The 25333-nt window shown below is 60.1% G+C and carries 23 protein-coding genes and 1 riboswitch; of the genes, 13 read left to right on the forward strand and 10 right to left on the reverse strand.

All coding sequences use genetic code 11. The annotated features are described in order from the left end of the window. Positions 1-31: 31 nt before the first annotated feature. From L867_RS0113185 to L867_RS27705, 3 genes are all read right to left on the reverse strand, one after another. Positions 32-1855 carry an ABC-F family ATP-binding cassette domain-containing protein gene (locus L867_RS0113185; protein WP_028737331.1) on the reverse strand — a complete coding sequence of 608 codons (1824 nt, stop codon included), beginning with the start codon at positions 1853-1855 and terminating at the stop codon, positions 32-34. 2 nt (positions 1856-1857) lie between these two features. After that, positions 1858-2508, reverse strand: a complete 651-nt coding sequence (locus L867_RS0113190; RefSeq protein WP_028737332.1) for a thiamine diphosphokinase — start codon at positions 2506-2508, stop codon at positions 1858-1860. Between the two features lie 136 nt (positions 2509-2644). After that, entirely contained in the window at positions 2645-2788 is a 144-nt protein-coding gene (locus L867_RS27705) for a hypothetical protein (protein ID WP_169734075.1), read from the reverse strand. A gap of 370 nt (positions 2789-3158) precedes the next feature. Here L867_RS27705 and L867_RS0113200 point away from each other — a divergent pair, with 370 nt between their 5' ends. From L867_RS0113200 to L867_RS0113220, 5 genes are all read left to right on the forward strand, one after another. Continuing rightward, a complete protein-coding gene (locus tag L867_RS0113200; protein ID WP_028737333.1) occupies positions 3159-3998 on the forward strand; it encodes an AAA family ATPase in 840 nt (279 codons plus the stop codon). Positions 3999-4380: 382 nt separating this feature from the next. Then, positions 4381-4459: riboswitch (SAM riboswitch) on the forward strand. A gap of 79 nt (positions 4460-4538) precedes the next feature. After that, positions 4539-5462 (forward strand): homoserine O-acetyltransferase MetA, encoded by a 924-nt coding sequence (gene metA, locus L867_RS0113205; protein ID WP_028737334.1) that lies wholly within the window; start codon positions 4539-4541, stop codon positions 5460-5462. Position 5463: 1 nt separating this feature from the next. After that, positions 5464-5916 carry a GNAT family N-acetyltransferase gene (locus tag L867_RS0113210; protein ID WP_028737335.1) on the forward strand — a complete coding sequence of 151 codons (453 nt, stop codon included), beginning with the start codon at positions 5464-5466 and terminating at the stop codon, positions 5914-5916. A 6-nt stretch (positions 5917-5922) separates the two neighbouring features. After that, positions 5923-7107 (forward strand): vWA domain-containing protein, encoded by a 1185-nt coding sequence (locus L867_RS0113215; RefSeq protein ID WP_028737336.1) that lies wholly within the window; start codon positions 5923-5925, stop codon positions 7105-7107. Positions 7108-7137: 30 nt separating this feature from the next. Beyond that, complete coding sequence (locus L867_RS0113220) at positions 7138-8151, forward strand: aldose epimerase family protein (RefSeq protein ID WP_028737337.1); 1014 nt, start codon at positions 7138-7140, stop codon at positions 8149-8151. Between the two features lie 13 nt (positions 8152-8164). Here L867_RS0113220 and L867_RS0113225 read toward each other — a convergent pair whose 3' ends face one another. Further along, on the reverse strand, positions 8165-8932 hold the full coding sequence (locus L867_RS0113225; RefSeq protein WP_028737338.1) for an SDR family NAD(P)-dependent oxidoreductase: 768 nt from the start codon (positions 8930-8932) through the stop codon (positions 8165-8167). 666 nt (positions 8933-9598) lie between these two features. Between L867_RS0113225 and L867_RS0113230 the strand changes: the two genes are divergently transcribed. Next, positions 9599-11500, forward strand: coding sequence for a DUF262 domain-containing protein (locus L867_RS0113230; RefSeq protein ID WP_028737339.1), 1902 nt, complete (start codon positions 9599-9601; stop codon positions 11498-11500). A gap of 238 nt (positions 11501-11738) precedes the next feature. On the opposite strand, the gene L867_RS0113235 is transcribed toward L867_RS0113230, so the two are convergent. From L867_RS0113235 to L867_RS0113255, 5 genes are read right to left on the reverse strand one after another with little or no spacing between them, the layout of a single operon-like run. Next, complete coding sequence (locus tag L867_RS0113235) at positions 11739-12479, reverse strand: M48 family metallopeptidase (RefSeq protein ID WP_028737340.1); 741 nt, start codon at positions 12477-12479, stop codon at positions 11739-11741. Then, positions 12476-15445 (reverse strand): type I restriction endonuclease subunit R, encoded by a 2970-nt coding sequence (locus L867_RS0113240; protein WP_028737341.1) that lies wholly within the window; start codon positions 15443-15445, stop codon positions 12476-12478. Before L867_RS0113240 ends, L867_RS0113235 begins: the two co-directional genes overlap by 4 nt. Next, a complete protein-coding gene (locus L867_RS0113245) occupies positions 15442-16680 on the reverse strand; it encodes a restriction endonuclease subunit S (RefSeq protein ID WP_028737342.1) in 1239 nt (412 codons plus the stop codon). Before L867_RS0113245 ends, L867_RS0113240 begins: the two co-directional genes overlap by 4 nt. Next, complete coding sequence (locus L867_RS0113250; protein WP_028737343.1) at positions 16670-18196, reverse strand: type I restriction-modification system subunit M; 1527 nt, start codon at positions 18194-18196, stop codon at positions 16670-16672. Before L867_RS0113250 ends, L867_RS0113245 begins: the two co-directional genes overlap by 11 nt. A 7-nt stretch (positions 18197-18203) precedes the next feature. Further along, positions 18204-18836, reverse strand: coding sequence for a restriction endonuclease subunit S (locus L867_RS0113255; RefSeq protein ID WP_028737344.1), 633 nt, complete (start codon positions 18834-18836; stop codon positions 18204-18206). Between the two features lie 159 nt (positions 18837-18995). Between L867_RS0113255 and L867_RS25225 the strand changes: the two genes are divergently transcribed. The 6 genes from L867_RS25225 (at position 18996) to L867_RS0113290 (ending at position 24555) form a co-directional block, all read left to right on the forward strand. Beyond that, on the forward strand, positions 18996-19250 hold the full coding sequence (locus L867_RS25225; protein WP_037173305.1) for a hypothetical protein: 255 nt from the start codon (positions 18996-18998) through the stop codon (positions 19248-19250). A 139-nt stretch (positions 19251-19389) separates the two neighbouring features. Further along, positions 19390-19560, forward strand: coding sequence for a YegP family protein (locus L867_RS26890; RefSeq protein ID WP_084638551.1), 171 nt, complete (start codon positions 19390-19392; stop codon positions 19558-19560). A 531-nt stretch (positions 19561-20091) separates the two neighbouring features. After that, positions 20092-20325: a MerR family transcriptional regulator gene (locus L867_RS0113275; RefSeq protein WP_028737345.1), complete on the forward strand. Its 234-nt coding sequence runs from the start codon at positions 20092-20094 to the stop codon at positions 20323-20325. Continuing rightward, entirely contained in the window at positions 20325-22499 is a 2175-nt protein-coding gene (locus tag L867_RS26465) for a virulence-associated E family protein (RefSeq protein WP_051438966.1), read from the forward strand. The genes L867_RS0113275 and L867_RS26465 overlap by 1 nt, the downstream gene beginning before the upstream one ends. Before the next feature lie 457 nt (positions 22500-22956). Beyond that, positions 22957-24231: a tyrosine-type recombinase/integrase gene (locus L867_RS0113285; protein ID WP_028737346.1), complete on the forward strand. Its 1275-nt coding sequence runs from the start codon at positions 22957-22959 to the stop codon at positions 24229-24231. Positions 24232-24360: 129 nt separating this feature from the next. Continuing rightward, a complete protein-coding gene (locus tag L867_RS0113290) occupies positions 24361-24555 on the forward strand; it encodes a hypothetical protein (RefSeq protein WP_156951564.1) in 195 nt (64 codons plus the stop codon). 150 nt (positions 24556-24705) lie between these two features. Here L867_RS0113290 and L867_RS0113295 read toward each other — a convergent pair whose 3' ends face one another. Next, positions 24706-24945, reverse strand: coding sequence for a hypothetical protein (locus tag L867_RS0113295; protein WP_146086556.1), 240 nt, complete (start codon positions 24943-24945; stop codon positions 24706-24708). Positions 24946-25085: 140 nt separating this feature from the next. On the opposite strand from L867_RS0113295, the gene L867_RS0113300 reads away from it, so the two are divergent. After that, a partial coding sequence (locus tag L867_RS0113300) for a transposase (protein WP_028737349.1) occupies positions 25086-25333 on the forward strand: 248 nt, incomplete at its 3' end.

Raw genomic sequence — 25333 nt, forward strand, 5'->3', positions numbered from 1 at the left:
GCGCCGAAACGATCGCGCCGTTTCGCAGCGCCTACCCCTCCAGCTCCTCGCGCAGCATTTCCAGCTCCAGCCATTCCTCTTCCATGCGGATGAGGTCGGCGCGCAGCTTTTCCGTCTCGGCGGCGAGCTTGTTGAAGGTCGCCTGGTCCTTGGCGAAGAGGTTCGGATCGGCCATCTTCGCCTCGCGGGCGGCGATGTCCTTCTGCGTCTTCTCCATCTCCTTCGGCAGGTTCTCCAGCGCGAACTTCTGCTTGTAGGAGAGCTTGCCGCGGGCCTTGCCGCCCGTGTCCCCGGACTTCGCCTCGGAGGTCTTCGCCTTCTCGGCCTTTTCAGCCTTCTTGCGCTCGTCCTCGGCGCCCTTCTTCTGCGCCAGCATGTCGGAATAGCCGCCGGCATATTCGATCCAGCGACCGTCCGGGTGTTCCGGATCGGCCGGCGCGATCGTCGAGGTCACGGTGCGGTCGAGGAAGTCGCGGTCATGGCTGACCAGGATGACCGTGCCGGTATAGCCGGCGACGATTTCCTGCAACAGGTCGAGCGTCTCGATGTCGAGGTCGTTGGTCGGTTCGTCGAGGATCAAAAGGTTCGACGGCTTGGCCATCATCCGCGCCAGCATCAGCCGGGCGCGTTCGCCGCCGGACAGGTTCTTGATCGGGGTGCGCGCCTGCTCCGGCTGGAACAGGAATTCCTTCATGTAGCCGGTCACATGCTTCTGCTCGCCGTTGACCAGAAGGTTCTCGCCGCGCCCGTCGGTGAGGTAGTGCGACAGCGTGTCCTCAAGGTTGAGGTCCTCGCGCTTCTGGTCGAGCACGGCGATCTCGAGATTGGTGCCGAGCTTGACCGTGCCGCTGTCGGGTTGCAGCTGGCCGGTCAGCATCTTGAGCAGCGTCGTCTTGCCGGCCCCGTTCGGGCCGATCAGGCCGATGCAGTCGCCGCGATGAACCCGGATCGAGAAGGGCGCTACGATGGTGCGATCGCCATAGGCCTTGGTGATCTTCTCTGCCTCGATGACCAGCTTGCCGGACTCGCGGCCTTCCGTGGCGCTCGCCTGGATCGTGCCCTGCGGTCCCTTGTGGCCGCGATATTCGGCCCGCAGGCTCTGCAGGTTGCCGAGGCGGCGCATGTTGCGCTTGCGCCTTGCGGTCACGCCGTAGCGCAGCCAGTGCTCCTCGCGCTGGATCTCCTTGCCGAGCTTGTGCTGCTCGATCTCTTCCTCTTCCAGCACCTTGTCGCGCCATTCCTCGAAATGACCGAAGCCGCGATTGAGCCGGCGCGACAGGCCGCGGTCGAGCCAGACGGTGGCGGTCGAAACCTTTTCCAGAAAGCGGCGGTCATGCGAAATCACCACCAGCGCGCTGCGGCTCTTGGCCAGCTCGCCTTCCAGCCATTCGATGGTCGGCAGGTCGAGATGGTTGGTCGGCTCGTCGAGCATCAGGATATCGGGTTCCGGCGCCATGACGCGGGCCAGCGCCGCGCGCCTGGCCTCGCCGCCCGAAAGGCTTGCCGGGTCTTCCTGGCCGGAAAGCCCCAGATGCTCCAGAAGATAGGTGACGCGATACGGATCGTCGCCCGGCCCGAGCCCCGCCTCGGCATAGGCCTGCACCGTCTTGTGCGCGCCGAAATCGGGCGCCTGTTCCAGATAGCGGATGGTGGCTGCCGGATGGCGGAACACCTCGCCCGACTGCGGCTCGACCATGCCGGCGGCAATCTTCATCAGTGTCGACTTGCCCGAGCCATTGCGGCCGACCAGGCAGATGCGGTCGCCGGGCTCCACCTGCAGGCCGGCGCCGTTGAGAAGCGGTGCGCCGCCGAAGGAGAGCACGATGTCGTCGAGTTTGAGAATGGGTGGTGCCAAGGTCAAGCTCCGGTAAAATCGTAAGGGCGGGCAAGGACGACGGCATCGCCGCTTTTCAGCGAGAACCGCACGGGACCTTCCGCGACGTTGGAAATGGTGCGCGACGACCCGAAGGGCAGCGCAAAATCATTGAGCGGATAGCGGGCATTGCCGATCATCAGCCCGGCAAGCGGCGACAGGCCGAGAACCGAAAACAGCGAGCCCTTCGGCAGGTCGAGGGTAAAATCGTCGCGAAGCAGCGGAAATGCCTCTTCGCTGCCGGAGGTCATCATCACCTGGATGCCGCCCTTGGCCAGCGCCACGCCCGACAGCAGATGCATCAGCGCATGGTCCGAGCGCTCGCCGCCGAGCGCGCCGGCCAGCACCAGGCGCCTTGCCCCGCGCGACAGCGCCTCCTCGACGGCGATCTCGCCGTCGGTCGCCGCCTTCTGCGCCGGATAGGGCAGGCGCGGCACGCCGGGGAAATCCTCGACCGGCAGATCGGCGGAACTGTCGAAGTCGCCGACCCACAATTCCGGCGAAAGGCCGAGTGCTGCCGCATGGCGCATGCCGCCGTCGGCCGCAATGGCGCGGCTTCCCGCGACCGCGGCTTTCAGCCGTTCGGTCGGGATGAGCGCCCCGCCGAGCAGGATGGTGAAGGTCGTGTCCGTCATGGATGTGCCCATAGCGCATATGGGCCGGGAAGGGAAAGGCCGATTGCTTGGGCCCCTCGCCGCCTGACCGTGCGCCGGGGCGCCGATCAGGCCGGGCACGACGCTGTGTCGTGGTATCGCTGAGCCCGATGGCGCTTTAGCGCTTGGCGGTGCCGTCCTTGGAGGTTTCGGCATTCTTCAGCTGGCTGGCGAAGCCGGTCGCCTTCGGCGCATCGGCCTTGGTCTTGTCCTTCTTGGGTTTTCGGGCTTCGCGGTTCGAACGTACCTGACCTTTGGCCATGGGTGTCTTCCTTCGGTGAAGGATCGCGGGCCGCCCTTGATGGCGGCGCTCGATCGGGAACAGGTGATCTTCGGTCGGCTGGCGGTAGAAACTTCGTCTTCGAAGCGAATGCGGCGGGGGATGCCGAGAGCTTGGCAGGACCTGCCGGGAATGCGCCCGCCGCGGTCCCGAATGTGACTTTCTTGCCCGCGGAGACAAGGGTCGGAACACCAACGGGCAGCATGTGTCGCTTCGTTCAGCCTGTCAGATTCCTGCATTTTTACAAGCTTTATCTGCCGCGCCGCCACGGCTCCCGGCCGCCCCGCCATCTTGCACTGCACCCCTTGCGCCACTAGGTTCACCGCCAAAGATCAGCCAGGAAGACTTGAGCATGCAGTTCACCGGTACCGCCGACTATATCGCCGACAAGGACCTGATGGTCGCCGTCAACGCGGCCATCGCGCTTGAGCGGCCGCTGCTCGTCAAGGGCGAGCCCGGCACCGGCAAGACCGAGCTCGCCCGCCAGGTGGCCGCGGCGCTCGGCCTCGACATGATCGAATGGAGCATCAAGTCGACCACCAAGGCGCAGCAGGGCCTCTACGAATATGACGCGGTTTCGCGCCTGCGCGACAGCCAGCTCGGCGACGCGCGGGTCAACGACGTCCGCAACTACATCCGCCAGGGCAAGCTCTGGCAGGCCTTTGCCGCCGGCCGCAAGACCGTGCTCCTGATCGACGAGATCGACAAGGCCGACATCGAGTTCCCCAACGACCTGCTGCAGGAACTCGACCGCATGGAGTTCCATGTCTACGAGACCGGCGAGACCGTGAAGGCCGCCGTTCGCCCGATCGTCATCATCACCTCGAACAACGAGAAGGAACTGCCGGACGCGTTCCTGCGCCGTTGCTTCTTCCACTATATCCGCTTCCCCGACGCCGAAACGCTCACCCGCATCGTCGAGGTCCACTATCCCGGCATCAAGCAGACGCTGATCCGCTCGGCACTCACCCAATTCTACGAGATCCGCGAAACGCCGGGCCTGCGCAAGAAGCCGTCGACGTCCGAAGCCCTCGACTGGATCCGCCTGCTGGTCGCCGAAGACGTCGACCCCGCCGATCTCCGCGCCGACCCGAAACAGGCCCTGCCCAAGCTGCATGGCGCCCTTTTGAAGAACGAGCAGGACGTGCACCTGTTCGAACGCCTGGCGTTTATGGCGCGGCGCGAGCGCTAGGTCCCGGTCGCCCGCGTGTGATCGTCTGTTGCTGGGCTACCCCCTCTGTCCTGCCGGACATCTCCCCCTCAAGGGGGGAGATCGGAATGTGGATATCGCCCGGATGCCGCAACAACATGACTCAGATCCCGACAACAGTTGCCGCTGGTATGCGGCCGAAGCCACCATCAGATGACAAGATCCTGCAACTTGCTCGGGGGTAGCGGTCAGGCGAGCGCCCGCCCCACGCCGATCTCCCCCCCTTGAGGGGGAGATGTCCGGCAGGACAGAGGGGGGTCCCTCACCCACTGCCGAAAGAAGTCGCATCCGCCTCGCCCAGCCTGTCTATGACACGCAACCGACCGACCCCCATTGATTCGCCGCTCCAACAGGCGTAAATAACCGGCTGTCCCGTGGTGATTTGGCCGGCCGGCTTGCAGCCACGTTAAAGAAATCGCTAAAGGGGCCGAGGAAAGTCGTTATTTTCCCGAGCACCGGTCGCGATTTCTCGCCGCCGGTTTTATTTTGCGGTTTTTCCGCCGATGCTGGGAATGAGAAACGATGCCGATCAGGATACCCGATACGCTGCCCGCCTTTGAAACCCTCGTCAACGAGGGCGTGCGGGTGATGACCGAGACGGTGGCCGTCCGCCAGGACATCCGCCCGCTGCAGATCGGCCTGCTCAATCTCATGCCGAACAAGATCAAGACCGAGGTCCAGTTCGCCCGCCTGATCGGCGCCTCGCCGCTGCAGGTCGAGCTCACCCTCGTGCGCGTCGGCGGCCACAAGGCCAAGAACACCTCGGAAGAACATCTCCTGTCCTTCTACCAGACCTGGGAAGAGGTGAAGGACCGCAAGTTCGACGGCTTCATCGTCACCGGCGCCCCGGTCGAGAACCTGGCTTACGAAGAGGTGACCTACTGGAACGAGATGCAGCAGATCTTCGACTGGACGCAAACCAACGTCCATTCGACGATGAATGTCTGCTGGGGCGCCATGGCCGCTATCTATCACTTCCACAAGGTGCCGAAGCACGCGCTGAAGCAGAAGGCCTTCGGCGTCTATCGCCACCGCAACCTGTCGCCGGCCTCCGTCTATCTCAACGGCTTTTCCGACGATTTCCAGGTGCCGGTGTCGCGCTGGACGGAAGTGCGCCGTAATGACATCGAGAAGCACCCGGACCTCGAGATCCTGATGGAATCCGACGAGATGGGCGTCTGCCTCGTGCATGAGAAGCGCGGCAACCGGCTCTACATGTTCAACCATGTCGAATATGATTCGACCTCGCTCGGCGAGGAGTATTTCCGCGACGTGAATTCCGGCGTGCCGATCAAGATGCCGCACGACTATTTCCCGCACAACGATCCGACGCTGACGCCGCTCAACCGCTGGCGCAGCCACGCCCATCTCCTGTTCGGCAACTGGATCAACGAGATCTACCAGACGACGCCGTACGACCTGCAAGAGATCGGCACGGGGCGCTGACATGGCCGCGACCGTGGACATCCGCCCCTTGCGCACGCAGGACGAAACCGAATGGCGTCGCCTGTGGAAGGCCTATCTCGCCTTCTACGAGACGGAGCTGCCGGAGGAGATCTACGCCCTGACCTTCGTCCGGCTGACCGGCGGTGCGCCGGGCGAATTCCGGGGCCTGCTGGCATGGGTCGACAGCCGGCCGGTCGGGCTTGCCCACTATCTCTTCCATCGCTCCTGCTGGCACATCGACAACATATGCTATCTTCAGGATCTCTATGCCGATCCCGAGATCCGCGGCACCGGCATCGGCCGGGCCCTGATCGAGGCGGTCGACGAGCGGGCGAAAGCAGAAGGCGCCAGGGAGGTCTACTGGATGACGCAGGAGTTCAATGCGACGGCCCGCCGCCTCTACGACCGCATCGCCGAGAAAACGCCGTTCATCGTCTACCAGCAGAATTTCTGACCACCGATGTTCATCCCTTTTTTCCTCAAGCTCAAGGAAGCGCGGATCCCGGTCACGCTCAGGGAATTCCTCGCCCTTCTCGAAGGCATGGAAAAGGGGCTCGCCGACTTCGACACCGAAGCCTTCTATTTCCTCGCCCGCACGGCGCTGGTCAAGGATGAGCGCCATATCGACCGCTTCGACCGGGTCTTTGCCGAGATGTTCGGCGGGCTGGAGGCCGTCTCCGGCGGCGAGGGCGTCGAAACCGTGCCGATCCCCGAGGAATGGCTGAAGAAGCTCGCGGAAAAGCACCTGTCCGAGGACGACAGGAAGCTGGTCGAGGCGCTCGGCGGCTTCGACAAGCTGATGGAGACGCTGCGCCAGCGTCTCGCCGAGCAGGAGGGGCGCCACCAGGGCGGCTCGAAATGGATCGGCACCGCCGGCACCTCGCCCTTCGGCGCCTATGGCTACAATCCGGAAGGCGTGCGCATCGGCCAGCACGAGAGCCGCCACCGCCGCGCCGTGAAGGTCTGGGACAAGCGCGAGTTCCGCAATCTCGACGACACGGTTGAACTCGGCACCCGCAACATCAAGGTGGCGCTTCGCCGCCTGCGTCGCTTCATCCGCGAGGGTGCTGCGGACGAATTCGACCTCTCCGGCACCATCCGCGCCACCGCCGAACACGGCTATCTCGACGTGAAGACGCAGCCGGAGCGGCGCAATGCCGTCAAGCTCTTGATGTTCTTCGACATCGGCGGTTCGATGGACGATCATGTGCGGACCGTCGAGGAACTGTTCTCCGCCGCCCGATCCGAATTCCGCCACATGGACTATTTCTACTTCCACAACTGCCCCTATGAGCGGGTGTGGAAGGACAATCGCCGCCGCATGGCCGAGGTCATCGGCACCGACGACATCATCCGCACCTTCGGCCCGGACTACCGGCTGATCTTCGTCGGCGACGCGTCGATGAGCCCCTATGAGATCAGCCAGCCGGGTGGTTCGGTCGAACACTGGAACAAGGAACCCGGCGCGGTGTGGATCGACCGGCTGACGGCACACTTCCGCCGCAGCCTGTGGATCAACCCGCTGAGACAAGACTATTGGGGCTACACCCAGTCGGTCGGCATGATACGCCAGCTGATGGGAAACAGGATGTACCCGCTGACGCTCGGCGGCCTGGAAGACGCCGCGCGCGAACTGGCGAGATAGACGGCGAAAGACCGCAAACGGGGGCAAGGCATGACGGGCAGGGAAATCTTCGGCACGACCTTGGCAGGCGAGACGGTCGAGCGGGTGACGCTGACCGGCGGCGGGCTGACGGCACGCATCATCACCTTCGGCGCAGCGATCCAGGACCTGCGCCTTGCCGGCCACGACGCCCCGCTGGTGCTCGGCTTCGAGCGCTTCGAGGACTACGAGCAGCACTCCCCCTATTTCGGCGCCTCGCCCGGCCGCTGCGCCAACCGCATCGCCCGTGGCCGCTTTGCGATCGACGGCAAGGACTGCCAGCTGGAGCTGAACGAGCGCGGCGTTACCCACCTGCATGGCGGCTCGACCGGCACCGGGCGGATGAACTGGACGATCGTCGATCTCGGCCACGACCACGTGACGATGGAAGTCGTCGATCCCGACGGCCGTGCCGGCTATCCGGGCAACTGCACCATCCGCGCGATCTATACGCTGAAGGACGAGGGCGTGCTGTCGGTGATCTACGAAAGCCGCACCGACCGTGCGACCCCCGTCAATGTCTGCCAGCACGCCTATTTCAACCTCGACGGCCGCGATGACGTCCTCGGTCACGACCTGATGATCGCCGCCGACCGCTATCTGCCGGTCGATCGCGACCTGATCCCGACCGGCGAATTGCGCCCCGTTGCGGCGACGCCCTTCGATTTTCGCGAGATGACCCCGATCGCACGCCAGATCGAGGGCAGCCAAGTCCCCTACGACCACAATTTCTGTCTGACGCGCGTCCGTGGACCCAAGCATTCGGTGGCGCTAGCCCGCAGCATCAATTCCGGCGTGACGATGGAAGTGCGCACCACCGAACCCGGCGTGCAGTTCTATGCCGGCGTCTATCTCGACGTGCCCGTCCCCGGCCTCGAAGGCCGTGCCTACGGCCCCTTCGCCGGCTTCTGCCTGGAAACCCAGATCTGGCCGGACGCGATCAACCACGCCGATTTCCCCAAGGCCGTGCTGCGCCCCGGCGAAGTGCTGCGCCAGGAAACCGACTACGTGTTTTCGAAAAGCTGAGAAAGACCCCGCGTCAGATCGCGGTAAAGCCGTTGTCGACGAAGAGATGCACGCCGTTGACGAAGGCGGACTCGTCGCTGGCGAGGTAGAGCGCGGCGCGCGCCACGTCCTCCGGCTCACCGATCCGCCCCTGCTGGGCGGCGATCGCCGCCTCCGAGACGTCGATGCCATGGGCGGTGAGCTCCGCCACTTCGCGCAGGCCGTGTGGCGTGCGGATGAAGCCGGGGCAGACCGCATTGCAGCGGATGTTGCGGTCGCGGAACTCGACGGCGATGGCGCGGGAGAACATGTGCACGGCACCCTTGGTCGTGTCGTAGAGCACTTCCATCGGCGTCGCCGCCACCGCCGAAATCGACGAGGTGCAGACGATCGAGCCACCGCCGGCGCCGATCATCCCGGGCAGCACCGCCCTGGTCATCAGGAACATCGACCGCACGTTGACGGCATGCAGCCAGTCCCACTCCTCGAGCGTGGTTTCCAGGAACGGCTTGATGACGATCGTGCCGGCATGGTTGAAGAGCACGGTGACGGGGCCGTACGTCTCCTCGACCGCCTTGACCGCCGCGTTGACCGCCCCCTCGTCGGAAACGTCGGCGACGAAGCTTTCGGCCACCCCGCCCGCATCGCGGATGGCCGTGACGGTCCTTGCCGCCTCCTCGCCGTTGCGGTCGATGACCGCGACCTTGGCGCCCTCGGCGGCAAAGAGCCGCGAGGCAGCCCCGCCCATGCCGGTTGCGCCGCCGGAGATGATTGCGATCTTTCCTTCGAGCCTGCCGGCCATGTCCTGTCCCCCCGCCTGAATGCCGGGTGGAACTATAGGACGAAATTCGAAAGGGGATAGCCGCTCGGGCCAAAAATCCGCACCACGCGGCACGCTGCCGATGGCGCGTTTGCCCGGCATTTCTTCGTAATTCTAGGAGAAGAAGAATTGGAGCGGGTGAGGCGATTCGAACGCCCGACCCCAACCTTGGCAAGCATTTAATTGTCTTGTTCGCGCAATGCGAACACGTACACCTTTTTTCATCGAATACACCAGAGTGCGCGTTTGCGCGGCGTTCCCCTATTGGACTGGCTTGAACGGCCAAAACAAGCAATGAACGGTCTCAGAATTCCGCGAAATGACATAACGGTGACCGCGCAGTAACCGCACAATTTCCAACCAGCTTGCCTAGGTGTCTCAGAGCCCACCTTACTTTTTTAGGATGAGACTGATTTGTGCTTCATGTTTTCCGACGGGCAACCGTGTCCATGATGGATGAATATGGCTCTGACAACTCAGCAGCTCGAAATGCGTCGTTGAGTAGCGGCCCAACCAGCTTAGTAACAATTCTTCTTGGACAGTCCAAATCTCCGCAGTTGCATTTCGCACGTTAAGGAAAACCAAGGGTTTTTGACAGCAATGGAATATGCTTAGTGTTGGCTTAGCTTGAACAAGGGGGGAACTGTGATGGACGCTGACGATTACAAGGTTGAAGCGGTGCTTAAGGAGGACCGTCGTTTCATCGTTCCTCTATATCAGAGAAAATATCAGTGGGCCGAACATCGGCTTCTGCCGTTCTGGGAGGATGTCCAGGCCAAAGCGGCAGAGGTGCTATCCGGAGAAAGCAGGTTCGCGCATTACATGGGAGCACTGATTATCGCTCCAGTCGATATTGGCTCACAGATCAGCAAGACACCAGTCGTGCAGGTCGTGGACGGGCAACAGCGCCTGACAACCTTTCAGCTCTTTCTTGTGGCACTGAGAGAGGTTGCGAGGCGGCACGAACTAATTGATTTGATCGCGCACGTGAACGGGTACCTGTTCAACAATAAGAAAAGCAAGGACATCGATCCGCTCACGAGATTCAAGCTTACGCCCACTCCGTCTGATCGAGAGCTCTTCCACGATCTGATGGAAATGGAGTTTAGTGCTGTCGTCGCGAAATATCGCTCCCTGTTCTGGGGAGCAAGCGTGCCAAAGAACACCCAGTTTCCGGCATTTCGGGCTTATTTCCTCTTCAATAAGTGGATCGAGGAATTCCTAGTCAACGGACCGAGCGACGATGCACCGCCGGAGGACGATAGTGATGACCAGGTGGCCGGCGATGGAAAGAGCGAGGATGCCGAACTGGCTGCGGAGCGTCTTGAAGCGCTATTGAATGCCGTCCTCGAGCGACTCAAGCTGGTCGTTATAACTCTCGGTGAGAACGACGATGCTCAGGTAATCTTCGAGACGCTAAACTCGAAGGGCGAGCCGCTACTCGCAATGGATCTTGTGCGGAACAACATCTTTCATCGGGCTGAGAAGCAGGGGGCCCAGGTGGAGGAGCTTTATCGAAAATTGTGGGATCCGCTCGACGATACATGGTGGCGCGAGGCAGCGCCCAACGCGCGTCCAACGCGCCCCCGGATTGATCACTTCCTGGCGCATACGCTGGCCGCCGAGACCGGTGCGAAAATCTCCATGAGGGAGCTCTATGCGGAATACCGGATGTTTGCGGTGCCCAACGGCAAGCCTCGATTCGAGAAAGTAGAGGACGAACTCAAGCTGCTAGAACACTATTCGCCGCTCTATGAAACTTTGGAAGGCCGGAAGGATGCCGATCCGGACCTTGCATGGTTCGGTCGCAAGATGGCGACATGGCAAACAACTACGGTCTACCCGGTTGCCATGCAACTGGGGGCGGACGATGTGTCTCAGTTTTCGCGCAAGGCAGTGACGCGGCTGCTTTACTCGTATCTGGTGCGCCGAGCGCTGTGCGGCCTGACGACAAAGAACCTAAACAACGTCTTCCAGACGCTGGCGGCCAAGTTTCGTCAGGATGGCGCTTCGATTAATACCTTCCGGGCATTTTTCGAAGGCAAGGAGGGAAACAGCGTCCGCTTTCCTGATGACCGTGAATTTCGTGCGGGAATTCTCTCGGAAGACGCCTACGGTATCTCGCCTCAACCACGGCTCGTCGACATCCTCTGGGAATTGGAGGTCGCGTCGCGATCGACGCTTGCCGAAAAGCACGAGCGTCCGGCCGGTCTGTGGGTCGAACATGTGCTCCCCCGGACTTGGACGGAGGAATGGCCTTTTGCCGAAGGTGAATACTCCGCACCTTACAGCGGATCTCCAGCGGCACTAGGGAGGGCGACGGTTATTAATACATTGGGAAACCTCACGTTGATCACAGGAGGCTTGAACATATCGGCAGGAAACAAGCAATTTTCAGAGAAGAAGCAAAAATTCGCCGAGCACACTGGGTTGTTTTTGAACAAGTGGTTCGTCCAGCGGGAAAAATGGGATGAGACCGATATCAGAGAAAGGAGTGAGTACATTGCCACACTCGCATTTTCCATCTGGCCCAATGTCGATGCTTTCTAGATCTACCTTGGATGCGACGTGAGCATTCCATCCAACCGGTACGTTTCGGGCCATCTACCGCTAACAAAAGCGCGGCGGGGGCATGGTGCTCCTATTCCGCTTTCAAGAAATCATGCGCAAAGGCGTCCTGGCCAAGAAACGGCCGCAAGCCATGAATAGCGGAGCGCGCCGTCCAAGCCACTTCGCCATTTTAGGCAACGAGTAAGCTTATCGCCGTCCCCACCCTATCGGGCCTGCTTTACCAAATGAACTGATGCCCCATCCGATCAAGTCTTCTTAGGCGATCCTCGTAGTCCGGCATGATTGTTTCCAAGGAGCGCCAAAATCGCCGTGAATGATTGTGCTCAAGAACATGGCACGCCTCATGAGCAATGACGTAATCGACCAACGGCATTGGGGCCATCACCAAGCGCCAGTTTAGACGGATGCGTCCTCTTGCGTCGCAACTTCCCCAGCGTTTGGACTGATCAACGATCTTGACTACTGGTGTCGGAATGCCAAGCGTCTCTGCGATCATTCGCGCGCGGGCAGGGAAATGCTGGATCGCATGCGCTCGATACCAGTGCCTGAGCCCGCTGCGGACTGCCGCACGCTGAACGGATGCATGGCCATTCGGCAGCACCGGTGCGACAAGGGTCGAACCTCTCGCGGCAATCCGGGTCGTGACGGCGGTTTCGTCGGGAATGAGCTTCAAGCGATACTGGCGGCCGAGATAGTGGAAGGTCTCGCCACTCACAAATTCCTTTGCAGCCGGCTGTCCCCCAAGTTCGCGGTACGCCGCCTGTTTGCGAAGCAGCCAAGCGCCCTTCTTTCGAACGATGCCAAGGACGCGCTCATCATCCAGGTCTGATGGTGCGAGGACACGCACTCCATCGAAGCCAACCGATATCGCCACGGTTTTCCGGCGTGCTGTCCGCTCGATCAGGAATGCGAATGTCTCGCCGCCAAAAACGATGGAATGCTGAGCCGCGTCCGTCATCCCGCATACCTCGCGCGGGCGACATCCATGATCTTTGCTGTCGTCGCCTCGATCTTGTGCGCATCCAATCCCAAACTGCGCAATTGCTCCTTGATGGATCGACGCATCTGCCGCTGCACGTCCTCCTTATGATGCCAGTCAACGACTTCGGCATATTCTTCGAGCGCCTTGGTGATACCGGCAGCGCTCCGGAAGCGCTCGACGTCGGGTAGATCGGGGTCAATCAACGGCAGGATGGCGACCGCCGTTCCAGTGAGGCCGTCGCTCCTGCCCGCCGCGCCGGAGCGAATACCTGCGGCTTGCCCGACCATTGCTTCAAGCTGGGTCAAAGCGCTGGCAGCGGACACGCGAGCTTCCCGCCTGTCGTTGACGATCCGCTCCAACTGTTCCCAAAGCGAGGTATAAGCCGTGGGGTTTTCGTCGCGGTGGACGTGGATTTCCTGGCGGATGGCGTGCTCGATCTCGGCAGCCTTGGCATCGCTCGACCGCAGGCTTTCCAGATGCGGACGGAAGGCGGGGTCGAGAATATCGAACTTCACCAACAACTGCTCGACACCCGTCACCGAGAGGTGATTGGTGATAATCTCGCCGACCTTCGCGCCGTAGTCCTTCGGGTCAAACGGCTCCTCGTGATAGGCGCGGCGTGCGAGAACGCGAATGCGCGATAGCCACTTCAGGTCGGATGGATAGGGTTCGTCCAACGCCTTGGGGTCAGGCAAGACCATGTCCATGGCTTCGGCAAAACGTAGGAAGTCGAGTTCAAATTTGGTGCGGATGTCATCCGGACGCAGCAGTTCAACGCAAGCGGTATCGTCCTGACGGCTAAGGCCTTCGAAGAGCCGGATGGCTGCTCGGTGCCGACTTTCAAGAAGCTGGATCTTCTCAGACAGCGGACGGAGCGCACTGGCTATGCCATCCTCGTCGGAGAACATATCCAAGGCATCCGCGATGCGCCGGTTATCTCCCCAATAGTCCACGACCAGTCCATAGGTCTTGCCGTCAGCGGTGCGGTTCACGCGAGCAATCGCCTGCAAAAGCGTATGCTCCCTGAGAGGCGCATCGAGATACAGAACCTGCTCTACCGGCGCGTCAAACCCGGTCAGCAGCATGTCGCACACGACCAAAAATTTCAGCGGATCGTCGCGCTTCTTGAACCGGCCTATCAAGGTGTCGCGGTCGCGCTTGGATAGGTGATGGGCTTGCAGCCGGGCTCTGTCATTGTTCGATGCGGACATGATGAGCGCACACTCTGGCGCGCCCAGCCTCCGCAACGATTCGACATAAGTAACCGCTATGTCTCTATTGGCAGCCACAATCTGTGCCTTAAACCCATTTGGCTCAATCGTACTCCGGTAGTGTTCTAGTATGTCTTTGGCCACTACCTCGATCCGGGCGAGCGCTCCAGCTAGCTTCTCCTGGAGCCCGGTGCCGCGTCTGAGTTTCGCAATCTCGTCTTCGGATAGTTCCGGAAATGCTGCCCGAACTTCTCTTTCGAAATCGCGTCCGTCGATCCTAATGCGGGCATCGCGCATCTCGTAGTAGATCGGGACGGTCGCTCCATCCTTAACAGCCTGGTCGATCAGGTAGCGGTGCAGGTAGTCGCCGAAGACCTCACGGGTGCTACGGTCTTTCTTGTCGATGGGCGTGCCGGTGAAGGCGATCATGCAAGCATTGGGTAGCCCCGCGCGCATCCGGGCGGCAAGCGCGCCGTATTGCGTCCGGTGCGCTTCATCGACCATCACGAAGACGTTCCGCTCCTTGGAGATCACGGAAGAGCGTTTCGGGACGGCGCTGTGAAACTTATGGACGGTGGTCAGAACTGTCGTTCCAGCACCGCCCGACAGAGCCTTGCGCAGCGCGTCACCGCTTTCAGCCTGGATGGGGTTGGCGAAGCCCGAGCGCTGGAATTGCCCGGTGATCTGGTCATCAAGGTCGGTTCTATCCGTGACGATGACAATCGTCGGATTTTCAGCTTCGGGAAGGCGGCGCAACTTGGTCGCGAGAAACACCATCGTCAGCGATTTACCAGAGCCTTGGGTATGGTGGATGACCCCGCCACGACGCTGCGGATTGGGTGCTGTCCGGATGCGCTCAATCGCCTTGCCAACGGCAACGAACTGCTGGTAGCGCGCCAGCTTCTTGATCCGCCGACCATCGATGGTCTCGAACATCACGAAGTTGCGGATGAGATCGAGCAGATTGGCGGGTGCGAGAAGCCCGGAAAGCAAAATGTCTTGCCCGGTTGGTGTTCGTCCCAATTGCGCCGCGAGGGCATCAAGCGTGAGCGGATAGGGGTCCTTCCATTCGGCCCATTGGCGAGGGGGGGTCAGCGTCGTGCCGTACTTCGCCACGTCGCGCGCCAGCGCGATGGAAATCTGCGCCGTCTCGAACAGGCGTGGGGCGCCAAGCCCGGCGAATTCATCCCGGCTTTCATAACGGCGGAACTGTCGGATTGCCTCGCCCATCGGGTCGGCCAGCGAAGGCGATTTGCATTCGATCACTGCGAGCGGGAGACCGTTCACGTAAACGACGATATCGGGGATGATGTCCTGACGAGCACCTTTGATGGCAACTTGGCGGGCGAACTCGAACCTGTTGGCGGATGGATCATCGAAATCGAAGAACCGCACATTGCGATCCTGTCGTCTGCCGCCTTCCGTATGGGGGGCCGTCACGCCGTAGGTGAGGGCCGTATAAGCCCTCTCGTTAGCCTCCATCACATCGACGGCCGTAACGCGCGTGACCGCCGCTACAGCGCGGCGAACGCCATCCTCGCCAAGCCACGGATTAAGGCGCTTCAGGCATTCCGTAAGGCGAACCGTCAGAACCGGTTCTGTTGCCAGACCATCACGCAACCGTCGCACGTCTTCTGGTGACAAGGGCTTATAGTCGAACAGCACCCGCAGCAGGTCCGTCGCCGGCCCCTCTACCCATTCACGCTCGAGCTGTTCACTGGTCTCGTTCATGCAGCTTGTCCGGCTTTGTCACGATGCCGCACAATCATGCTGTCTGGAAGGCGGAGCCGACCCGAGAGCAGTTCTTGCGCGAGACCAGCGCGCACCTCAAGCGTAGCACTCAGCTTTGCGCGCTCGGCATCCAGCCGCGCCTCAATGGCCTCGTAAAGGTATGCAAATTGGTCCTGATCGGCTTTCGGTGGGACAGCAATTTCAAAGCGTTTGAGCGTCTTCGAATTGATATTCCATTGCGAAACACCCGGTGTAGCCAAAGTTTTCAATCGCTCTTGGGTGCGTGGGAGGTTTAAGACGCCATTCATCCAGAAAGGATTGACGCCAGTCTTTGCGACAAGTCGGATAAGGTAGCTCGCGAAGACAATATGCGTGCTGGGAGCATCCCTGACGATACCGGTTTTGCCAACTAGAGCTTGGCTGTTCGTCCTGTTGAACAGGATGTCACCTTCTCTAATTGCGCATGAAGCAATTTCAGGAGGTGTCACATCCGTTGATTTGAGGGTGCCGATATCAACATTTACTCGACCATCCCCGATATCCGGCATTCTTAGAACAGGCACCTCGCCTTCGCCATCCAGCGGGATCGAAAGTCCATATTGGCACTGTCGAACGAGTGAACCGATCGACCGCAAAGGCCATTTCGGTTGCTCCTCGCTGCCCTGAAAGTCGCGAGTCAACTCAACGCGGCTTTCTACTAGCGCCTCAATCAGCGTTTCCGTCTTGGCGATTGCCTCCTCCACCGCGCCCAAGACTTCGGCAATCGCACACTGTTCGGGGAGTGGGGGAATAGCGACCACTAGAGCTGCGTAATCGTCAAAATGTGCCTTCTTCCGTCGAACGTTGGTTCCATGCGAAATTGATCGATAGCGCTCGACCATCCTCGGCATCTTTATCAACGTGTCGAAGAATTTTGGCAGCACAGTCTTCTTATCAATGCCGAAGGTGGTGTAGGCCGGGCTAATCATCGCCTCCTCAGAGCGCCAAAGGCAGCCGATGCTGCCGGTCCAAAGCAGCATCGGGTCGTAGGCATACTCGCCGCGCTTGAGCGTTTTGTAGTTGGAGGTGTCAGCGCTCGCGATACGACGATCAAAAAGCTCAGCCTGCGCGATCAGGCCATAGTCTTTGCTCACTGAGAAGATTGGAAGATCCTCAGATTTTGCCCTCCGGCGGTGTTCTGTACAGAAGACGCCCAACTCTAGCTTCTCCCAGCCCTTCGGCAGGTTAAACGACATAACCCATCTCCTTGAGAAGGGAATTCATGCGCGCGGCGGCTTCGTCGCGCGCCTGCTCGGCGGCCCAAAGTTTGCCAAGTTCAGCTTTCACGTCGATCGGCTTTTCCGGTTCAAGCGTGTCGATGTAGCGGGAGATGTTAAGGTTGAAATCGTTCTCCTCGATTTCTTTCATGTCCACGACACGGCAGAAGCGCTCCTCGTCTTTCCAGGCGCGGAAAGCGTCACGGATGTCCCTGATATCGCCTTCACCCAAGATGTTCTTTTTGGGCCGCTCCTCAAATTTCTTCGCACCATGGATGAACAGCACCTTGCCTTTGCGCTCAGGTGCCTTTGCCTTGTTTAGGATCAAAACGGTCGCTGGAATGCCGGTGCCGGCGAACAGATTTTCCGGCAGGCCGATGATCGCCTCGAACAGATCGGCTTTCAGCATCGCCTCGCGAATGCGTCCGTCGCCCGAGCCGCGGAACAGCACCCCATGGGGCATCACCACGCCGCAGATACCCTTGGCATTGAGCGTCGCCACCATGTGCTGAACGAAGGCCAGATCGCCCATGTTCTTAGGCGGAATGCCATAGATAAAGCGGTTGTGGCTCTTCTTCTCACTGTCTCCCGCGACATCCTCCGCGCCCCAACTATCCAGCGAAAAGGGTGGGTTGGCGATCACGCGATCATAAAGGAATAGATTGCCGTCCTGATCGAGCAGGCGCGGATTGCGGATCGTATCGCCCTTTTCAATTCGCGCATCGCGAAGCCCATGCAGCAACAGGTTCATCTTGGCGATGGCCCATGTGCCAAGGTTCTTTTCCTGCCCATGCAATGTAATGTTCAGCGCTTCACCCAGCCGCTTGCCTTCAAGCTTCGCCACGTGTTCCGCAACCTGAACCAGCATGCCGCCTGAGCCGCAGGTGGGGTCGCTGATGCGCATGCCGGGCTGGGGGTCCAGCAGCTCGACAATCAGACGCACGACGTGATGGGGTGTATAGAACTCGCCGCCCTTCTTGCCCGCGTCGTCTGCGAATTTGTCGATCAGATATTCATAGGCGCGCCCGAGCATGTCCGGCTCGGACAGGGAGGCATTGGACAGGTCGATGCGCGAGAAGTGGTCGATCAGCCGCAACAGAACGCCCTCGCGGTTTTTGGCATCGCCAAGGCGAGATTCGGAGTTGAAGTCGATATTGGCCAGCACGCCTTCAATCGAGGGATTGGCATCCTCAATCGCGGCGCATGCCTTGTTGAGGTGATCGCCAATGCCGGTCGTCAGCTTCTTGATCGACGACCAGCGCGCACGTTCAACCAAAAAAAACTCATGCTCGTCCGGGTCGCTATAGGCGACATCCTCCGGCATTCCCTGACGGATCGCCTCTTTGGCCTCTTCCTCGAAACGATCAGAAAGCCGCTTCAGAAACAGAAAGCCAAAGATGTAGATCTTGTAGTCGGAGCTATCGATGGAGCCACGCAGTATGTCGGCGGATTTCCAGAGATGATTTTCCAGTTCGGCACGTGTGAGTTTGGCCATGTTTCCCTCAATGGTTCTGGTTGTCGCCAAACAGGCGCGCGTCAATCAGACGCCGCGCGAGTGAGCGACGGATTTCGGCAGCCTCCAGGGCTGTGCGATAGGCAATTTGTGCCTCCTTTACGAGGGCAGCGATGCGCTCTTGCTCGCTCAGCGACGGCAGATTGATTTCGAGCTTGGCTAGATCTTTCGGCGATAGAGATAGCAGCGTCGTCGCCCCTCTCCGCAGGACCTCGATCTTTGGGCGAAACACATCGCTCGACAGGATCGCAAACAGGGCGCCGCCCGTCACATCGGGGCCGGGTCGCACGACGATGATGTTCGCGCTGGCGATAGCTCCTGCTGTCTCATCACCCACGAGGCCGAATTTCAGCAGCGTCCCACGCCCCGTAACGAGCACGTCGTCAGCTTGAACCGCATAGGCCATGGCTTTGGAGGGAGAGGAAAAGCCTACCGTGTCCAGCGCTTCTCGTGGGGCAACAGCGCCATCTTGAAGGTCGCGCACGCCGATAACCGGCAGCCTTTCGCCCGGACGGACCACCGTTTCCTCGCGCGATACCCCAACGCCCGCAAAGACCTCTGCAACATCCAGAAGGCGTGCCCCGGTGCGGCTTAGGGTGGCTGTTTTCTCTTGCTTCTTCATGCCAAGAAAATAACCGTAGCACGCTACACTGTCAAGTGAAATAAAACCGTAATAGGCTACGGTTCAAAATAGTTAGATTTCATCTTGACTATCTGGCGGCTCTCCCTCATATAGAAGGTGTCAGGCCAGAGTCTGACGTTGAAAACACAGGAGAAACATATGGCATCACGTGCGAGGCCGAGCGGCCTCACCATCACCGAGCGCGATGCGGCGCTCATTCGGGGAATGATCGAGCGGGGCGACCGCCATCACGATATCGCAGCGTTCTTCGGGCTCAATCAGGGCCGGATCGCTGAAGTAAAGGATGGGACGCGGTTTCCTGAAGTTCCGCCGGCGAGTCCCGTCGAACTTCCGCCTAAGGGGCCGTATCTCACCCCGAAGGCAACATGGATGGAAAACCGACTGGCCTCGTAAACCAGCCGATTTCCGAATACCTGGGCCGAAGCCCGCTAGGCATGTCTTGAACAACATTATCCTAGCTGGCCCCTCCTTAAAGATCAATGACCCGGCGCTTCGGACGGGTCACATTTCCGGCCCAAGGAGGGCCATCTACATGTTTGAAATCCTTCGCGCGAACGCAGGCGGATACTTCTGGCGTCTTAAGGGCGCCAACGGCGAGACGTTGTGCCACTCGGAAGTCTACACCTCCAAGCAGTCCGCTCAGACCGGCGTCGATGCGGCAAAGAGGGTCGCTCCCCTCGCGCAGGTTCACGATCGGACCTAAACTCACAGCGACCGATGGTCCGGCAAGCTATTGCCGGACCATCGGCGTTCAAGCGACGTACCACAGTACCCCTCATATCCTGCCGTACGCACGTACCCCAGCTTTTCGCCGCGTGGAACTACCCGTACGCGCGGCCCAGCATGGCAGCAGAACGCAGGGTAGGAAGCAAGCCTGCCTAGGGTCCCCCGCCGAAGCGAACGTCGTAACCAGCGCCATTCAATCCACAATATGTAGTTGACCAAGCAACAATGTTCGGCATATGTAGAAATACGCGACGATCAAGCGCTGCCTCGTGTGCATCTCAGGGATGACTAAACACACGGGACTCCCGTTCTCATATCCATCGTTTAGATGGTGGTAGATCGTAGGGGTTTGCAGAAAATGCTGGCGGGGTCCTGACCCGCCATAAGACCCAATCACGTAAAGATTCGGCTGGGGTTGCATCAAACACTTCATGTCAACATGAAGCGATGGTGCGCGCCTATAGTGCTGAAACAATGCGCGGCATCGCTTCCATCTGGAGGCCTGCATATGCAGACTGCTTTTTCCATTCCACAATTGAGCAGTTCGTCTGGCGGTGTGCCGGAGCGGCTACTCACCCTTAAAGATGCTGCCGAAGCCCTGAATGTCTTCTATTGGCAGATCCAAAGAGCGGTGAAGCGCGGCGACATTCCCAGCTACACGCCTTTCAACACCAGGAAGCTGGTCAAGCTGTCCGAAGTTGTCGCGTACATCGATTCCTGCCGTCGGGGAGGGATCGAGTGATGCCCAAGAACACGGTTTTTCCCGAGGCAAACACCGACGAGACGGTGGAATTCCTCGACCTCACGCATCCAGGCCAGCCTCGCCATCTCGTTTCCATTCCATTGGCTGGGAAACTGGAGGCACGCACGTTTCTTCCCAACGAGGAGGACGAGATGCGCGCTTGGATCGACGCTTGGCAGAGCAAAGCCAACCTCTACTTTCACGTAAACGGTCTGCGCCCGGGTTTTGCGGACAAGAAAGCCACAAAGAACGACGTTGCAGCCGCCCTGTTCGTCCATGTCGATATCGATGATCCCACCGCCGAGGATCGTGTCCGCAGCTTTACGCCACGTCCCACCGTAATCGTATCTTCGGGCGGGGGCTTTCACTGCTACTGGGCGTTACAAGAGCCCACTGACGATCTCGTGCGTGTCGAAGCAGTCAATATAGCTGTGGCGAACGCGCTTGGCGGTGATAACTGCCACAACATTGACCGCATCATGCGTCTGCCGGGCACAGTTAACATTCCCAATGCTGCAAAGCTGGCAAAAGGACGCAAACCGACACTTGCCCGCATCCTGAATGCAGATTGGGAGCTGGCCTATTCGCTAGACGATCTCCCGCAGGGTGAGGGGCCGGGGCCGGCAGGCCCAAAGGGAGCAGTCGCACAAATCTCGCCGATCATTCCGGTCGGATTGGGCGTGCTTCCGTCGTCGGTGCCGCCGTTTACTCTAGCGCTAATAGAGCTGGGCGACGATCCTGAAAAGCCCCGTGACAGTAGCGCCCCGCGCTTCCGCTCACGCAGCGAGGCGGTCTTCCGTGTCACCTGCGATCTTGCACGGGCCGGATGCTCAGAGGAAGTAATCGCTGGCGTGCTCATCAACCCTGCGTTCGGCATTGCGCGCTCGATACTCGAAAAGAAAAAGTCTGTTCCGTATGCGTTGAGGCAGGCGCGTTCCGGTATGGCTGCCGTGTCAAACGGTTGGCCCGACTGTGACGGGAAGGGCCATCCCCGTGCGACGATGCGCAACACCGTCATTGCTCTCCGTCGCTTGGGCCTCAACTTTTCCCACGACCTGTTCCGACACCGGAAAATTGTCGGCGGCAATATACTGGACGAGCACGAAGGAGAGATCAGCGACGACGCCTGCGCACTTCTTCGATCGTTTGTGATTGAGACCTTCAATTTCGATCCTAAGCCCGAGAATGTCCGCGATGCCGTGACACAGCTTTGTCTGGAGCACACGTTCCATCCGATCCGGCAAATGCTTGATGACCTCGCATGGGACGGTGTTGCCCGTGTAGACAATTGGTTGACCGTCTACATGGGAGCCGAAGATACCCCGCTAAATCGGGCAATCGGGCGCATTATGCTCGTTGCTGCCGTCAGGCGCGTCCGAGTACCCGGCATCAAGTTCGACACCATCGTAATACTTGAAGGTAAGCAGGGGACTGGCAAGTCGACGGCGCTGCGTATTCTCGCGGGGCCAGGCAACCACTCAGACAACGAATTGCTGACGCTGGACACGAAAGCCCAGATGGAGGCGATGGAAGGCGTCTGGATTTACGAGCTCAGCGAGATGTCTGGGCTTAACAAGAGCGAGGTGGAACGGATGAAGGCGTTCGCCTCGCGCGACGTTGATCGCGCGCGGATGTCCTATGCCCGTTTCTCAGAGGCACGGGGTCGGCAGACGATATTCATCGGCACCACCAACGAGCACAAATACCTGAAGGACCGCACCGGCAACCGTCGATTCTTGCCCGTGAAAACTGGGGAAATCGATCTTGTGGCCCTTCAGCGCGACCGTGACCAGCTATGGGCCGAGGCGGTCTCGCTGGAGACGCAGGGCACGAGCATCGTGCTTCCCCAGAATCTTTGGGCAGTGGCTGAAGCGGAACAGGAAGAGCGGCTTGAAGATGACCCGTGGTTAGAGCCGCTCTCGGCGGTTCAAGGCAGGGCAGTGGGAGATGAAGTCCGAGCGTTCACCCATGATTTATTGCTGGACATTCTAGAAATTCCGATCGAGCGCCAGCATAACGGACACTCGAAGCGCCTTGCAGCCCTAATGCGCGAGTTCGGCTGGGAACTCGGAAAGTTTAAGGTCGGAGGAAAGACCGTGCGTGGATTCCGGCGCCCCAAGCCAGCGGGTCATGTCGACGACGCGCTTCCGCTTCACAGGAAATTTTCCTTTTAGGGGTCGGGGTGGCGGTGGCGGTAGTGGCATGTGCTTCAGGGACTCCGGGCGCGCAGTAGTAGTGTGTGCGTTTTGGCTGAACTGCCTATGCGGCGGGCCGGCACCACGCGGCTGGCATGCCACTGGTGCCACCCCGCCACCTGGCGACGGTCCTGCAAGCTTCAATGTGCCGCGTGTCTACGCTGCAAGCGGCAGAGTGGCCGTTTGTCGCGCAGCTATGCCATCCCCCTTCCTGCTGAGCTTTGGCTAACGCGATTTCAACCCGGATGACCGGGGAATCAGAAATCCTCCGAGATCCCGTCGCCTCGGGCTCCTGATTTCCACAGACACCGCAAGGTTACACGGCAGGTTACAATTCCGGCCGTCGGCGGGCCTTCTGAGCGCAATTGGCGATTAATTGTGCCGGTTACGGTCGCCGTGTTTTCCTTGCGATTTTTTCATTTGCAGCGAGAACAACATGAACCAGACAGTCAACGTCTCCATCACTTCCACAACGCGCCGCCGCCAACTTGCGAACGGCACGATCGCCTCCTACCCGCAGTGGTATTGTGAGTACCGGGATCCGGTGTGCGGCAAGCGCCGCCGTCGAGCATTCAATCGCAAAAAGGACGCCGAAGCGTTTCGCAATGCGCTTCTCGTAAAGGTGGCCGAGGGCAGCTACGTCGACGAGCGGACCGCCCCGACAGTCGGGAAAGCCATCGAACACTGGCTTGCCGACAAGGAAGGCAAGGTGAAACCATCGACGCTCATGGGCTACAAGGTCGTTGCACACGGTGCGCTTCGCGGGCCGCTGCTTGTGGGGTCACCGCAGGAGCGGGCCGACTACACCGAGACCGGCGTCGCGCCGAAAGACGCCCGTTTCATCAAGTTATTGGGCGACGTCAAACTGACGGACCTGACGACCGCCATGATCCGCGCATGGCACCGCACGATTGTCGAGCAATGCGGCAACTACACCGCCAACAGGGCCAAGTCACACCTGAAGTCCATTCTGGCCCTTGCCGAGGAAGACTTTGGCACGCGCGCACCGTCCATGCCGACCGGCCTTAGCCGCGCCAGACACAAGCAGAAAAAGGCAATCCTCACGTCTCGGGACATCGCCGCGCTCGTTGCTGCCGCCAAGATGGATCCGGAACAAGGCATCTACTATGCGTTTCCGTTCCTCGCCGGTACACGGCCGTCGGAACAGCTCGGCCTCCTCTGGAGCGAGGTCGATTTCGACAAAAACGTCATTCGCATCTGCCGCATTCAGGAGCGCGACGGCACTTTGACGGAGTTGACCAAGACGGAGGCCGGGACGCGTGAAATCCCCATGGGCACGACGCTGCGCGAAATGCTGCTTGAATGGCGGCTTCGTTGCCCGAGGAAGGGTAAAGAGCTTCATCGGGTCTTTCCCGGCCCTGGCCGCCTGCAAGAATGGCCGAAGCTTCGGGTCGGTGGCGGTGGCCCTCTGCTCTATCAGAACTTCCGCAAGCGCTATTGGGTGCCGGCGTTCAAGAAGCTTGGGCTGCCGTATGTGACGCCACACTCCGCGCGACACTCTTTCATCTCGACCCTGCAGGCTCAGGGCATCGAGGTTGGCCTCGTCGCGCAAATCGCCGGCCATGCCAATCCCACAGTGACGCTCGGCCACTACACCCAGGCCGTACGCGGCGGCGCTGCCGCTGTAGCCGCACTGGAGCGTGCATATGTGCCGGACGCCGCTGGCGTACGGTACGCCGGCCCCGCCTGACGCCTTCCAAAGCAGTCCCAGCCACACAGCCCCGGTGGTAGCGTCACCGGGGCTATGTCGTAACCATCTGAAACTACAGGATAAATTGCGACGCGATTCCGGGCGTGTTTTACTTCTCCTGAAGGGAGAATGCCGATGAACAATCTTATGGTGATCGATAACGCGACGGGTGAAAGACGGATCATGGCGCTGGCCGAAGCGGCGGCCCTGACGCACATCGAGGCTGAAGACATAGAGCGGTCGATTGCGCAGCTTCGTGTCTGCCAATCGATCGACTTCGTTATTCTGGATACCGAAGCGGCCGACGACATTCTCGCCTCCTGAACGCTTCATATTGCGTCAGCTTGTGGCGGTCGCCGCCCCGACGCCTTGCCTCAACCCCTCCCCCGTCGTTAATCCATGACCAAATCCCAGGGACCCGCTCCGGCCGCGCGGGGTCCTTCGAACCAATACCCCACATACCCTCTGGCGTGTTCACTCCACCATGTACTTCAGCGCATTCGCTGACACGCTCACGACGCTGAGCGTTCGCCCTTGAATCGTGACACTCTGGCCGCTGCCAAGCGTGATATTCACTGGACGCTGCGCCGTTGCATATTGCGACGAGCCGCGTGGCGGAATGTATCGATAGGAAGTCGAGCGCGCCGTTCCGTACACGTTCGTCATGCCCACGGTCCCGTTGATGGTGGTCGTGGACGGCTCGGGAATGATCATTGGGCTTTCGCTCATTGTCGTAGCGTTGCTCTCAACGGTGACATCTATCCGCTCGAACAACGCACTGGATCCACGTTGACCTTGCCCCGCTGAACTAATCCATTTTGAAGTAAGCTCTGGCCTATTGAGAGGACCAGAGAATGAAGCGCAACCGTTTCACAGACGAACAGATTATCGGGATACTGAAGGAGCACGAGGCAGGCACGCCGGTCTCGGAGCTTTGCCGCAAGCACGGCGTCAGCGATGCCAGCATCTATAAATGGAAGGCCAAATTCGGCGGCATGGACGTATCCGAAGCCAAGAGGTTGAAGACACTTGAGGACGAGAACGCGAAGCTGAAGCGGCTTCTGGCTGACGCGATGCTCGACAATGCGGCTTTGAAGGACCT

Source organism: Paenirhizobium selenitireducens ATCC BAA-1503 (assembly GCF_000518785.1).
In the GTDB taxonomy this organism is placed as follows: Bacteria; Pseudomonadota; Alphaproteobacteria; order Rhizobiales; family Rhizobiaceae; genus Allorhizobium; species Allorhizobium selenitireducens.